Origin of the sequence: Caballeronia sp. PC1, assembly GCF_021353155.1 — a bacterium.
In the GTDB taxonomy this organism is placed as follows: domain Bacteria; phylum Pseudomonadota; class Gammaproteobacteria; order Burkholderiales; family Burkholderiaceae; genus Caballeronia; species Caballeronia cordobensis.
Genome location: NZ_JAJUBH010000002.1, coordinates 919,703 through 933,589, shown reverse-complemented (window position 1 = coordinate 933,589; position 13,887 = coordinate 919,703). Strand labels below are relative to the sequence as shown.

12 protein-coding genes are annotated in these 13,887 nt (G+C 60.6%); 6 read left to right on the top strand and 6 right to left on the bottom strand.

What is annotated here, in order from left to right:
- Window positions 1-26: 26 nt before the first annotated feature.
- Entirely contained in the window at window positions 27-224 is a 198-nt protein-coding gene (locus tag LY284_RS20210; RefSeq protein ID WP_041731774.1) for a hypothetical protein, read from the bottom strand.
- Between the two features lie 441 nt (window positions 225-665).
- On the opposite strand from LY284_RS20210, the gene LY284_RS20205 reads away from it, so the two are divergent.
- A complete protein-coding gene (locus LY284_RS20205; protein WP_233387773.1) occupies window positions 666-1,280 on the top strand; it encodes an NAD(P)-dependent oxidoreductase in 615 nt (204 codons plus the stop codon).
- Between the two features lie 29 nt (window positions 1,281-1,309).
- Here LY284_RS20205 and LY284_RS20200 read toward each other — a convergent pair whose 3' ends face one another.
- The 5 genes from LY284_RS20200 to LY284_RS20180 all read right to left on the bottom strand — a co-directional run bounded on the left by LY284_RS20200 (window position 1,310) and on the right by LY284_RS20180 (window position 6,514).
- Window positions 1,310-1,777: a DUF3331 domain-containing protein gene (locus tag LY284_RS20200; protein ID WP_233387772.1), complete on the bottom strand. Its 468-nt coding sequence runs from the start codon at window positions 1,775-1,777 to the stop codon at window positions 1,310-1,312.
- A gap of 349 nt (window positions 1,778-2,126) precedes the next feature.
- Window positions 2,127-2,966, bottom strand: coding sequence for an ABC transporter permease (locus LY284_RS20195; RefSeq protein ID WP_014251073.1), 840 nt, complete (start codon window positions 2,964-2,966; stop codon window positions 2,127-2,129).
- Window positions 2,967-2,972: 6 nt separating this feature from the next.
- Window positions 2,973-4,244: an ABC transporter permease gene (locus LY284_RS20190; protein ID WP_041731769.1), complete on the bottom strand. Its 1,272-nt coding sequence runs from the start codon at window positions 4,242-4,244 to the stop codon at window positions 2,973-2,975.
- A gap of 64 nt (window positions 4,245-4,308) precedes the next feature.
- Window positions 4,309-5,343, bottom strand: a complete 1,035-nt coding sequence (locus LY284_RS20185) for an ABC transporter substrate-binding protein (RefSeq protein ID WP_233387771.1) — start codon at window positions 5,341-5,343, stop codon at window positions 4,309-4,311.
- A 70-nt stretch (window positions 5,344-5,413) separates the two neighbouring features.
- On the bottom strand, window positions 5,414-6,514 hold the full coding sequence (locus LY284_RS20180) for an ABC transporter ATP-binding protein (RefSeq protein WP_014251070.1): 1,101 nt from the start codon (window positions 6,512-6,514) through the stop codon (window positions 5,414-5,416).
- A 174-nt stretch (window positions 6,515-6,688) separates the two neighbouring features.
- On the opposite strand from LY284_RS20180, the gene LY284_RS20175 reads away from it, so the two are divergent.
- The 5 genes from LY284_RS20175 to LY284_RS20155 all read left to right on the top strand — a co-directional run bounded on the left by LY284_RS20175 (window position 6,689) and on the right by LY284_RS20155 (window position 13,863).
- On the top strand, window positions 6,689-8,209 hold the full coding sequence (locus LY284_RS20175; RefSeq protein ID WP_233387770.1) for a PLP-dependent aminotransferase family protein: 1,521 nt from the start codon (window positions 6,689-6,691) through the stop codon (window positions 8,207-8,209).
- A gap of 360 nt (window positions 8,210-8,569) precedes the next feature.
- Window positions 8,570-9,124 (top strand): fimbrial protein, encoded by a 555-nt coding sequence (locus LY284_RS20170; RefSeq protein ID WP_233387769.1) that lies wholly within the window; start codon window positions 8,570-8,572, stop codon window positions 9,122-9,124.
- A 112-nt stretch (window positions 9,125-9,236) separates the two neighbouring features.
- On the top strand, window positions 9,237-9,980 hold the full coding sequence (locus LY284_RS20165) for a fimbria/pilus periplasmic chaperone (RefSeq protein ID WP_233387768.1): 744 nt from the start codon (window positions 9,237-9,239) through the stop codon (window positions 9,978-9,980).
- 149 nt (window positions 9,981-10,129) lie between these two features.
- Window positions 10,130-12,715, top strand: a complete 2,586-nt coding sequence (locus LY284_RS20160) for a fimbria/pilus outer membrane usher protein (protein ID WP_233387767.1) — start codon at window positions 10,130-10,132, stop codon at window positions 12,713-12,715.
- A complete protein-coding gene (locus tag LY284_RS20155; protein WP_233387766.1) occupies window positions 12,712-13,863 on the top strand; it encodes a fimbrial protein in 1,152 nt (383 codons plus the stop codon). The genes LY284_RS20160 and LY284_RS20155 overlap by 4 nt, the downstream gene beginning before the upstream one ends.
- The last annotated feature ends 24 nt before the right edge of the window (window positions 13,864-13,887 follow it).

Below are 13,887 nucleotides of genomic sequence, written 5' to 3'. Positions count from 1 at the left end.
AGCGCTTTGCATGGGATCTTGAACGCTTACGGATTCGCGCGAACGGCGTCGCGAACGGCGTCCATCACGATGCCGTAATCGAGCGGGATGTCCAACGAATCGGAATAGCCGGGTTCATCGGCCGATTCCTTGGGGACAGCGCGAACCGGGATCGGTTCGTAGGCGGTTTCGCCTGCCGGATTTTCGCGTCCTTCGATGGCACCCTGCAATTGCGGATTCTTCACGGTTAACTCCTTCCGGTAATGGAGCGGCGAGAAACTGCAATATAAACCAATGTCATGACATTTTGGCGACTTCGATTTGGAAACTCGCTTCGACACTGCTGCGGGCGGCGCGCCGGTAATCGCCGCTGCCGCGCGTTTCGAAAGAGTGCGGGGCCTCCAGTTTAATGGCGCCGCGCGTTTTAGAAAGCCGATTTCGGTTATGACAATGGTGTGCCGATATACCGCAGCGCACGCGCAACCGGCCCGGAAATTGCATGACCATAGACTTGCTACGTATGCTTTTAATCGTGACCGCGCGCCGGTCGATTCTCCGATTCCGTATTCATCGGAAATAAACTCGATCCGAATGGGCGATTGTGCGCGGTTTATTTCCCTTTATCATGGACCGGCCGGTCGGGCTATGCCGGCGAGAATGCCGTTAAGAAAAAGGAGCAACAAACAATGAGCAGAATCGCGATCATCGGCGCGACGGGCAATGTCGGCAGCCGTCTGTTGGCAGAAGCGTTGCGGCGCGGACACACGGTGACGGCCATCGCGCGCGATGCGTCCGCACTGGCGGAGCACGAGGGCGTCACCACGCGGAACGTCGATGTGCTCGACGCGGACGCGCTCGCCGCCGCCGTCGCCGGACACGACGCGGTATTCAGCGCGACGCGCTTCGCCACGGTGTCCGAGCCTGCGATCGTCGAGCCGGTGAAGCGCGCGGGCCTGCGGCGGCTGATCGTCGTCGGCGGCGCGGGCAGCCTTTATGTCGCGCCGGGGCTGCGCGTGCTCGATGTGCCCGATTTTCCCGAGGCGTACCGGCCCGAAGCCACGGCGGGCGCCGCGTTTCTGGATGCGCTGCGCCGCGAACGCGAACTCGACTGGACTTTCATTTCGCCTTCGGCCGAATTCGTGCCGGGCGCGCGCACGCAGAAATTCCGCCTCGGCGTGGACGAATTGCTCGTCGATAGCAGCGGCCGAAGCTGGATCTCGTTCGAAGACTACGCGATCGCCTTCCTCGACGAGTTCGCGCGCGAAGCGCACATCCGGCAGCGGATCACGGTCGGATACTGAGCGGGGGGCTCAGTATCCGCGATGTGACGTCAGCTGTGCACGTCGGCTTCCACTTCCTCGCTGTTTTGCGGCATCGCGGCGGCGAGGATCATTGCGGCGGCATTCTGCGGCTTCGGATCGCGCTGCGACGGGCGGTAGACCTGATCGCCCCGGTGAATCGGCATCCCCGAGAGCGAACACACGCCCTCGGCGGTCGCCGTGGTCGCGCGCCAGCCTTGATAGCCGTAATGGCACGTACCGGGATCGGACCAGTACACGAGCGCCGTCGCGCTGCTCGGGCGCTCGATCACGCGCACGACGGCCTGAGGAAACGGCACGCGATCATCGGCATGATGCGGATGCGTGCGATTCCAGTCGCGCGTCAGGCGTTCGACGAACGCGCTTTCGGCGCGCGCGGTTTTCTGAGAAGGGGCTACGCGGGCGATATCCTTGGGCATCGCTTCGAGCAGGTGAACCGTCTGTGACCACGGGTCCGCTCTTTTCGAAAAAGCTGTCATGGCATTGTTCCAGGCTTTGACTCGACCTAGAACGTACGTCATTAAGCATATTCCGATAAATACTGCATCAGTGAATACACTATCCCGTTGTTACGAATAATCGGTCGGCGCGTGCCGGTGTTTCGCTGCGTGGGCCCATGCGCTGCCTTTGCCGGCGGGCATTTGCGGGGGGCCGGGAGGTCAACCCCGGACCGGACAGTAGGCCCCTTTTCGCGCAGATCATGACATGCACGCGCGAAATCGGCCTGAATGCACCCGGTTTAACGCACGCGTTGCGGCTGCCATTGAGCCTCAGGCCCCACGCGGAAGCCCGCCACATAAGCGTTCCGTCCGGTCCGAACGCCGCCTCTCAGCCGGCCACCGCGCGCGCCGCCGCGCGGCCCCGCAGCCATTCGAGCGCCAGCAGCAGGCTCGTCGAAAACACGATGAGGATCGTCGCGAGCGCGGCGATCGTCGGACTAATGTTTTCGCGGATGCCGGTAAACATCTGCCGCGGCAAGGTCGTCTGATCCGCGCCCGCGAGAAAGAGCGTGACCACGACTTCGTCGAACGAGGTCGCGAAGGCGAACAGCGCGCCCGAAATCACGCCCGGCGCGATGACCGGCAGCGTCACCCGAAAGAAAGTCGTAAGCGGGCTTGCGCCGAGCGACTGACTTGCGCGCACGAGATTCGTATTGAAGTTCTGCAGCGTCGCGCCCACGGTCGTCACGACGAACGGCACGCCGAGCGCCGCATGCGCGAGAATCAGCCCGAAATACGTATTGGCGATGCCGAGCGGCGCAAAAAACAGATACATGCCGACGCCGACGACGATCACCGGCACGATCATCGGCGAAATGAGCACGGCCATGAGCGCGCTTTTGCCGATGAAATTCGCCTTCGTGAGCCCGACCGCCGCGAGCGTGCCGAGGATCGTCGCGACGAGCGTGGCGGAAGGCGCGACGATAAAACTGTTCTTCGCGGCCATGCGCCATTCCTGCGACATGACGAGGTTGTGATACCAGCGCATCGACCAGCCCGGAATCGGATAGACGAGGAAGGTGCTCGACGAGAACGAGAGCGGCACGATGGCGAGCACCGGCAGGATCAGATACAGCAGCGTCAGCACGCAGATGATGCGCAACGCGAAGTACCAGATGCGCTCGATGCCCGACGTGTGCGGCGCGAACAGCGGTTTGGCGAGTTTCATGTTCCTTTACCCCAGGCTCACGTTCGAGCGCGTGAAGCGCCCGTAGACCACATACAGCAGCAGCGTGGCAACCAGCAGCAGTGCGCCGAGCGCGCAAGCCATGCCCCAGTTGATCGTCACGTTCGTGAAGTAGGCGATGTAATAACTGACCATCTGGTCGTTGGGCCCGCCGAGCAGCGCCGGCGTGATGTAATAGCCGATCGCGAGGATGAACACGAGCAGCACGCCCGCGCCGATGCCCGGATACGTCTGCGGCACGTACACGCGCCAGAACGCGGCGAACGGATGACTGCCGAGCGACACCGCCGCGCGCTGGTACGTGGGCGGGACGGATTTCATCACGCTGTAGAGCGGCAGGATCATGAACGGCAGCAGGATATGCGTCATCGAGATATAGACGCCCACGCGATTGAACAGCAGCGCGAGCGGCGAACCGATCAGTCCGGCTCCGAGCAGCGCCGTGTTCACCAGCCCTTCGCTCTGCAGCAGCACGATCCAGGCGGCGACGCGCACCAGCACGGACGTCCAGAACGGAATCAGCACGAGCACCATCACGAGATTGGCGCGGCGCGAGGGGAGCGTCGAGATCCAGTAGGCGAGCGGATAGCCGAGCAGCAGCGCGAACAGCGTCACGCCCCCGCCGATCACGAAAGTGCGGGCGAAGACGTTCAGATAGATGGATTGATCCGGCCCGGCATGGACGATATCGCCGAAGCCGTCCTGCTTGTGATCGAGCGACGCGAGAATGTAGAAGGGCGAGTAGCGGCCCGCGTTTTTCGCGATCGCCTGCCAGTAGGCGGGATCGTTCCAGCGGTCGTCGATCTCCAGAATCTTCGCCTTGATCTGGGCGGCGGGCAGCGGCTTGCCGTCGTCGCCGGTCATGGGCATGGCGCGGGCGGTTTTCGCGACGAGCGAGCGGTAGCCCGGAATTTCCGTGTTCAGGCGGCGGGCGAGCGCGCCCATCGATTCGCCTTCCGAGATCGTGGTGAGGTCCTGCGCGAGCGCGGCATACGCTTCATCGGATGGCGGCGTCTTGCGGTCCCATTTCGCGAGCGCGGCGCCGGTGTGCGGCAGCGCAGTCGCCACTTCGGGATTTTCGATGGCGCGCGTAAGCAGCGCGCCGATCGGCACCACGAAAATCAGAAACAGAAAAATGGCGAGCGGCGCGATGAGCGCGAGCGCCATGGCGCGTTTTTTCGCGTCGGCGAGCTTCAGTTCGCGCTTGAGCCGCGCGCTCGATTCGCCCGAATCGTCCGCCGGGATCGTCATGGTGTTCACGCTTGTGTCTCCGTCTTTGCGGTCGCGCTTGCGGCGAAGCGCGACCGTCGTCCCAGCCAGGTCCTTACTTCGACGCCCACGCGGTGAAGCGCTGCTCGAGTTCGTCGCCGTGATCGGTCCAGAACGCCATGTCCTGCAGCACCGCGTTCTTCGCGTTTTCCGGCGAGTTCGGCATGTCGGCCTTGATCTTCGCATCGAGCGCGGAAATCGCGGCCTTGTTCACCGGGCCGTAAGCGATGTGCTGCGCATAGACTTCCTGCGGCTTCTGCGACACCGAATACGCGATGAACTGCGTCGCCACGTCCTTGTTCGGCGATCCCTTCGGAATGGCCCAGTAGTCGAGGTCGTAGATGCTGCCGTTCCACACGACCTTGAGGTTCTTGCCTTCCTTGCGCGCGGCGTCGATGCGACCGTTGTAGGCGGTGGACATCACGACATCGCCCGCGACGAGGAATTGCGGCGGCTGAGCGCCGGCCTCCCACCACTGGATAGACGGCTTCAGTTCGTCGAGCTTCTTGAACGCGCGGTCCGCGCCGGCCTTCGTGCCGAGCACCTTGTAGACGTCTTTCGGCGCGACGCCGTCGGCCATCAGCGCGAATTCGAGGTTGTAGCGCGCGCCCTTGCGCATGCCGCGCTTGCCGGGGAATTTCTTCGTATCCCAGAAATCGACCCAGCCTGCCGGCGCGCCCTTGAGCTTGTCGGCGTTATAGGCGAGGGCGGTCGACCATACGAAGAAGCCGACGCCGCACGTCGCCGGCGATTCGGGCACGAGATCCGACTTCTTCGCGATCTTCGACCAGTCGAGCTTCTCGTAGAGACCTTCGTCGCAGCCGCGGCCGAGATCGCCCGATTCGACTTCGACCACGTCCCAGTTGACGTGCTTCGCTTCGACCATCGCCTTGACCTTGGCCTGTTCGCCGTTGTATTCGACGGCCGTGACCTTGTTCTTGGTCGATTGCTCGAAGGGCTGATTGAACGCGACTTTCTGCGCGTCGCCATTCGCGCCGCCGAAGTTGACGACGGTGATCTCCGCCGCCATCGACGCCGCCGATGCGCATGCGAGCGCGGCCGCCACGGAACACAGTGCGAGCTTCTTCATGATGGTTTCCTCTCTTCTTTGACTTGGTTTTGTCAGTGGACCTGCTGCCGATAAAGACGAACGCGCGCTTTCAGGCGAACACGCGCAGATGCTCGGGTGCGAATTCGAGCGCGACGGGCGCGCCGGGCGTGAAGCCGTCGAGCGCCGCCGTGCCGAGCGGCACCTTCACGAAACACTCGTCCTGCTCACGCACGCCGCAACGCATGCGCACGTGATCGCCGAAATAGATGAGGCTCTTCGCTTCGCCGGTGAGCGCGTTGGCGCCGTTGCCGTTGGCGTGGCCGTTGCCTTGCGTGAGCTTCATGCGTTCCGGGCGGATACACGCGATGGCCGACGCGCCCGGTTTCGCATTCGCGACATTGAGACCGGACAGGCGCGTGCCATCCGCGAGGCGGATCGCGCAGTAATCGCCCTGTGCATCTTCGATGGTGCCGCGCAGCCGGTTGCTGTCCCCGATGAAGTTCGCGACGAACTCGTTGCAAGGCGCTTCGTAGAGGTGATCGACGGTGTCGAGCTGCTGCACGATGCCCTTGTCGAACACCGCGACGCGGTCGGACATGGTCAGCGCCTCGCCTTGATCGTGCGTGACGTAAACGAAGGTGACGCCGAGCTTCTCGTGCAGCGCCTTGAGCTCGATCTGCATGTGCTCGCGCAATTGTTTATCGAGCGCGCCGAGCGGCTCGTCCATCAGCACGAGCTTGGGCTGGAACACGAGCGCGCGGGCGAGCGCGATGCGCTGCTGCTGGCCGCCGGAAAGCTGCGCCGGATAACGCTTCGCGAAGCTTTCCATGCGCACCATCTTGAGCGCGTCGTTCACGCGGTGCGCGCGTTCTTCGGCGGACATCCTGCGCACCGTCAACGGATATTCGACGTTTTGCTGTACCGACAAATGCGGAAAGAGCGCGTAGTTCTGAAACACCATGCCGATGTCGCGCTTGTGCGGCGGCACTTTGTTGAGCAGCTTGCCGTCGAGCCAGATCTCGCCGCCGGTCGGAAACTCGAAGCCCGCGAGCATCATGAGACAGGTCGTCTTGCCGGACCCGGACGGCCCGAGCAGCGTGAGGAACTCGCCCTGATAGATATCGAGATCGAGCGACTTGACGACGAGCGTTTCACCGTCGTACGTCTTTCGCACGCCGCGAAAGCTGACGATCACCTGTTCGGATTTCATCTTCCGTGTCTCCTTCGGAAATTCTTGATACCACCGGGAGTTTCATAGGACTCTCGGCAATTTTTTCCACCGCGTGAGCTAACTATATCCCTAGAAGGTTCTAGAATGGGGAACCATTTCATAAATCAGAATGGAGCCATTTCATGAGAGTGGCTCCGTGGCCGGGAGCGCCTCGTGGACACGATCATCCTTGCGGACTGGCTGAGCGCGCGGCTCGACCGTACGGCCGCCGAGCCGGTGTACCGGCAGATGCTGGAACTGATGCAGCAAGCCATTCTGACGAGCCAGCTCGCACCGGGCACGAAGCTGCCGAGTTCGCGCACGCTCGCGATCGATCTGGGGATTGCGCGCAACACCGTGCTGCATGTCTACGACCAGCTCACGGCCGAAGGCTACGTGGTTTCGACGACCGGCAGCGGCACCTACGTTGCCGACACCGCGCCCCGCGATCGCGCCGCCGAGCGCGCGAAGGCCGGCGAAACCAAGACGCCGTGCACGATCTCGAGCCGCGGCGAGCGTCTGATCGCGCAGGCGGGCGTGTCGCCGAAGCAGTGGGGCGCGTTCATGCCCGGCGTGCCGGACGTCGCCGAGTTTCCGGCGCGGACCTGGAGCCGCTTGCAGGCCCGGCTCTGGAAGCGCGCGAGCCCCGACCTGCTCACCTATGCGCCCGGCAGCGGTTACCGGCCGCTGCGCCGCGCGCTGTCGGACTACCTGCGCGTCGCGCGCTCGGTGAAGTGCCAGCCGGACCAGATCATCATCACGACGGGCATTCATCAGTCGATCGACCTGACGGTGCGGCTGCTCACCGATTTCGGCGATCGCGCGTGGGTCGAGGAGCCGTGCTACTGGGGCGTGCGCAGCGTGTTGCAATCGTCGGGGTTGACGCTCGTGCCGGTGCCGGTCGACGAGGAAGGGCTCAACCCGGCCGCGCGCGACATGGCCGAGCCGCCGCGCATCGCGCTGGTCACACCTTCGCATCAATATCCGCTCGGCATGGTGATGAGTCTGGCGCGACGCCGCGCGTTGCTGGAATTCGCGCGCCAGCACAAGGTCTGGATCATCGAAGACGATTACGACAGCGAATTCCGCTATGGCAGCCGGCCGCTGTCATCGCTACAAGGGCTCGACGACGCCGGGCAGGTGATCTACGTGGGCAGTCTCGGCAAGATGCTGTATCCCGGCTTGCGCATGGGCTACATGGTGGTGCCGGAGCATCTCGTCGAGACGTTTCGCATCGGCGTGGCGGAGCTCTATCGCGAAGGGCAACTGATGCAGCAGGCGGTGTTGACCGAGTTCATTCTCGACGGGCATCTCACGTCGCACGTGCGCCGCATGCGCGGGCTGTACGGCGAACGCCGGGAGCTGCTGATCAATGCGATCCGCGCGCACTTCGGCGATGCGCTCGCCGTGCGCGGCGACGAAGCCGGCTTGCACTTCGTTCTGGAGTTGCCGCAGGGCACCGACGACCGCACCATTTCGGCCGATGCGTTGAGTGCCGGTGTGGTTACGCGGCCGCTCGTCAACTATTACATGAACCAGAACGAGGCGGTGCGCGGCCTCATGCTCGGCTATGCGTGTGTGCCCAATGAGCAGATCGCGCCGAACTTCGGAAAACTTGCCGCGGTGATCGAGCGAGGTGTGATGGCGAGTGAAGCGGTTGGAATGGGGAGTGGTGAATCGCGGGTTTTATTCTAGTGACTTAAGGCAATTAGTATTTAAATCAAATTGCTTACGGGCTTTAATATCTGGAGCCATTGTCAAATCTTAGGTTTATCGATGCCGTAATTCATTAAAAATTTAAGATAAATCGAGTATGGAAAATATAAGTAATACGTAAGATATGGCCACGCATCATTCTCTGCAATGAGGATCATAGAGCGCTAGCCGAATTCAATAGCCCGGCTGGCCTCATGGAGGCAACACGGCTCAGATGCGGTTCTCTCGTGTTGGCGTATGAATGCTGTTCCGTTGAGGTGCTTGCCTAGTCGCAAATGTCATCCGTGAACTCGCTTATACAATGCATGGGACTACTAATTTTTAATTGGAGTTGATCGAATGAATAAGTTGGTTTATGCGGCGCTGGCATCCGGTGCAATGATCCTGGCTAGCGGCAGTGCATTTGCTTCGGACGGTACCGTCACGTTCAATGGGGCGCTGACGGCGCAGACTTGTACGATCAACGGTAACGGCTCGTCGAGCAAAGACTTCACGGTGACACTTCCGACGGTGTCTACGGGGGCCTTTTCCGCTGGTCAGCCGAGGGCGGGTGCTACTTCATACAACATTGCGCTGACGAATTGCGCGCCCGTAAGCGCCACCAGCAAGGCAGCAGTCTTCTATGAGGCCGGTGCCACCGTCGACCCGACTGACGGTCGCCTGATGGTTGCAAGCGGTGGTGCCCAGAATGTCAAGCTGGAGCTTAGCAACGCTAATGACGCCACAGGCGAATACATCAAGGCCGGCTACTCCCGCGATCTGCAAAATTCGAAGCCGGCCGATATTTCGAGCGGTTCGGCTACCCTGTTCTATCGAGTTCAATACTTCGCCACGAGTGCGCCTACCGCTGGCGCTGCCAATTCGTCGGTCACTTATGTCATCGACTATCAATAAGGCGAAACTTCGATCGATCAGCTGATTGTTCGATCGAGGCACTGATATGGGTGGGCGCAGGCCCACCCGTTCCTCTCTCTCCAAACTGGTCGATTAGGTCGTCATTTGCCGTATGAAGCTGGCCAAAAAAATTCTCTCCGTCGTGACGCTGACCTGTGCAATCTCGCTGATCTCCTCGGGGGCAAATGCGTCCGTAGTGATTGCCGGTACGCGTATCGTTTATAACCAATCGGAGCCGGAAGTGACGGTGAAACTCACCAACAACGGTAAGCTTCCCGGCCTGACGAAGGTGTGGCTCGACAAGGGCGACCCGGACGCGAAGCCCGACACAATCGAGGTTCCGTTCACTATCACACCGCCGCTGATGCGCATCGACCCGACCAAATCGCAGACACTGCGAATCATGTTCACGGGCGATCCCTTGCCGGCTGACAAAGAGTCGATCTTCTACCTGAACGTTCTCGAAGTTCCACCGAAAGCCACGGGAGACGCTGCTTCAGCCAATCAATTGCAACTGGCATTTCGCACCCGTATCAAGTTCTTTTATCGTCCTGCTAGCCTGAAGGAACGTCCGGAAGAGGCGCCGGGGAAGATCGCCTGGCATTTGAAGCGGGATGGTGGGAAAAATACGATCGAGGCCTCAAATCCATCCCAGTACTACGTGTCGTTCGACAGCGTTGAGTACACAGACGGAGTCCGAACGGCTTCGTTCATCGACGGCGGCATGGTGGGTCCAGGTGAAACCAAGGGTTTTCCGCTGAAGGGCGAATTGCCGGGAGGCGAGGCTAAGGTGAAGTGGACGGCCATCAACGATTATGGCGGTCCTAGCCACGGCCAATCTGGCTTGGCACCCTGACCGAACACGCTGTACGTTCTGTCATTTTTTTCGGGCGAATTGTGTAGCGTTCGCATAGTCGGCAAGAGCCGCCCACCGGGGATGCATTAGCGTGCGTGACGAAAAGTACGTGCTGAATACGCTTTGCACTTAGTTAGAAGTACGAAAATATGTATTTTTGCAGAGGTCATCGATCCGGCCTTGCCCTTAGGCCGATCAGTATCGTCACGTTGCAGGCAGTTGCTGCGATGGGCGCCAGTTCTCACGCATGGGCTGACGCTTCCCAACAGTACGCGCAGGTCGAGTTCAACGATAAGTTTCTCGATTCAGGCGGCGCCGGAAAGGTCGACATATCTCGCTTCAACAAAGGTCAGCAGGTTCTGCCTGGCACTTACCGGGCAGAGACTTTTGTCAACGACCTTTGGCGCGGTAAGTTCAACATTGAGATTCGCGCCGTCGCACCCGGTTCGGACGAGGTGCGGCCGTGCATCACCAGCGATTTACTCGAGCGGCTCGGCGTCGATCTGAGAAAGCTTTCGCCTGAATCGACTGCCAAGCTCGCGTCGGCGGAAAACGCATGTCTGGCATTATCGGATCTAATTCCGAGTGCATCCGCGACGTTCGACGGCGGCGAGCAGCGTCTCGATGTCAGCCTGCCTCAGATCGTGATGCTTAACAAGGCGCGAGGGTACGTCGATCCGAAATACTGGGACGATGGCGTTCCGGCTGCCACGCTGCAATACAACGCAAACGCTTATCACAGTACTGGCGGCGGCTACTCGAACGATTCGCAATATCTCGGCGTGATTGGCGGTATTAATGCCGGGCCGTGGCGCTTTCGTTATCAAGGCAATCTGACGAACTCCACCTTGGGCCGTCAGCACTACCAAACGGTGCAGACCTACGTTCAGCGTGGATTCAAGGATATCAAGAGTCAGTTGACACTGGGCGACACCTTCACGGACGGAGCGCTCTTCGATAGCTTCGGCGTGCGCGGCGTCAAAATGGGCACGGATGACCGGATGTATCCGGAGTCGCAGCGCGGATATGCGCCTATCGTGCGTGGCATCGCCAACAGCAACGCCCGGGTCCAGGTTCGTCAGAACGGCAACATCATCTATGAAACAACGGTAGCGCCGGGTGCGTTTGAAATCAATGACCTGTATCCCACAGGTTATGGCGGCAATCTGGACGTCATCGTCACGGAAGCAGATGGCACCCAGCATATTTCCACGGTGCCCTACGCGGCAGCCGTGAACGCGTTGCGTCCCGGCGTCACGCGATACAGCGCGATGGTCGGCCAATATCGCGACCCGACCCTCAACATCCATCCGTTCGTCACTCAATTCACGATTCAACGTGGTATCAGCAATCTGTTGACGCTATACGGCGGATTCACCGGGGCAGACCTGTATTTTGCAGGAATGGTAGGTGCCGCGATCAACACGAAGCTGGGCGCATTCGGCTTCGACGCGACGCATGCGACGACGAGCTTCAAGGGAATCGGCACGCATAACGGCATGAGCTTCCGGGTGAGCTATAGCCAGTTGCTCGAACCCACCAACACGAACATCGCTATCGCGGCTTACCGCTACTCGACCGGTGGTTTTTACAGCCTGCCTGACGCCATGGCGATGCGTCAGTTGTATCAGCATAACGAGCTACAGCCGCTTTCGTCGATGCAGAAGTCGCGCATGCAGTTCACGGTCAACCAGGCGTTCGGATCGGACGGCAGGTTCGGCTCCGCGTACGCCATCGGATCGATCGTGAACTACTGGAACCGTCCGGGCCGCGATACGCAACTCCAGATCGGCTATTCCAATAGCTGGAAGCGCATGACATATGGCGCATCGTTCGTGCGCCAATACATGGTGAACACGAACAAGTGGGACAACCGCGTCATGTTGAACGTGATGATCCCGCTGGGCATCGGCGCGCGCGCGCCGCTCTCGTCGACCAACGTCCAGTACGACTCCGTTGACGACAGCTACAGCGTGCAGCAGTCGGTCACCGGCACGCTGGGACCCGATAACGCGTTGTCGTACGGACTTAACGCCAATTTCAACAGTGGCGGGAACAACGGTTCGAGCGCGACGAGCGTCGGTGCGAACGTGGGCTATATGTCGCCGTTTGCGCAGCTTTCCGCCAATGGCAGCACCGGCCGCAACTATTCGCAAGTGGGCGCGGGCATCTCGGGCGGCATCGTCGCGTGGAGGGGAGGCGTCGCATTCACGCCGAATATGAGCGACACGATCGGCATCGTCGAGGCGAAGGATGCAGCGGGGGCGCGCGTCGCGAACGGCGTGGGTCTTCGAGTCGACCCGTGGGGACACGCCATCGTCTCGGGCATGCAGCCTTTCTCGAACAACGACGTCGAAATCGACCCGAAGGGCCTGCCTATGAACGTGTCGCTGAAGTCTACGGTGCAGCGTTCCGCTCCAACGGCAGGCGCCGTAGTTGCGCTGAAGTTCGACACGGAAGACACGGGCAGGGCGGCCGTCATGCATGTTACTCAGGCCGACGGCAAGCCGCTGCCTTTCGGCGCGGAAGTGTTCGATGAAAAGAATGAGAACGTGGGTATCGTGGCCCAAGGCAGTCGCATTATCGCCACTGGCCTGAAGATCGATGCCGGCAAGGTGAACGTCAGGTGGGGCGATGCACCGAATCAAACCTGCGCCGTTCGCTATCAGCTTCCCCAACTGGCGAAGCCCGGTGAGCAACGGTCTTTGACGATCGCTGACGGAGTCTGTGAATGAACGAAGTGAACGCGCTTCAAATTGAAGGACTAGACATGAAGAAATTCGAACGGTATGTGTTCGCGCGCATTCGACTCCTGCTCTGCGGCGTTGCCGCGCTTCTGGCGCTTCCGGGCAGTGCGTGGGCTACGGCAACCTGTCATTCGGCCTCTTCGCTCAACTTCACGCTTGGTTTCCCGGCCACGGTAGCGGTTGCGCGAGATCTTCCTGACGGGTCGCCGCTGACGGGCTGGGTCTCGACGCCCATGACCAACAACTACTGGACGTGCGATATCACTGGGAGTTGGTACTCGGGGACCGACTTTGAAGTCGCAGGCATCATTCCTTCGTCGCCGACTTCATTCTCACGTACTTACAATGGGAAGGCCTTCCCCGTGTACAAAACGAACGTGCCGGGCGTGGGCATGGCGCTGGGAGGCTACATCTATACCAACGGCCGAACCAACGGGCCGCTTGACTTTCCTCATCTGGGTTTTCAATGGAATCAGAACGGAAGCGCCGTCAACAACGGTGGGCAGTTGATCGCCTCGCTGGTCAAGATCGGCGACATCACGCCCGGGACCGTGTCGGGGCAACTCGCTCAGGCGTTTTCATGGGAATCGGCGACTAAAACTGCGCCCCCGGGCAACCTCGATCTGAGCGCGGGCATCATCAATTTCGACATGACGCCGGTCGTCATTACCGTGCTGACCTGCCAGACTCCAGATGTCAACATTGACATGGGCACGCAGACACCGGCGGACTTTCCGAGCATTGGCGCGCCTTCCGGGAAGTCCACCGCGTTCAAGCTGAGCTTTAACAATTGCCCTGCAGGCACCGCGGACACTGTTGACACTACGAATCGATCCGGCCTGATTCACAGCGTCACTTACCGGATCACGCCGACCTCTTCAGATCGCATGGTCGCTGGTTATAGCAACGTGGTCGCGTTGGATGACGGTGCGTCACAAGCTGGTGGTATCGGAATTCAGTTGTATGACAGTAACGGTACTGTCGTTCCGCTTTCAACAGACATGCCTCTCACCGGCTTCGATGGAACCAGGTCCGGCAGCTATAACGTGGCTATGACGGCTCGTTACTTCCGGACCGGTGCGATAACCGCGGGCACGGCGAATGCCACGATGCTAATGACGGTCCAGTACCAATAAGGGAGGCTTGCAAAGTCTACTGAT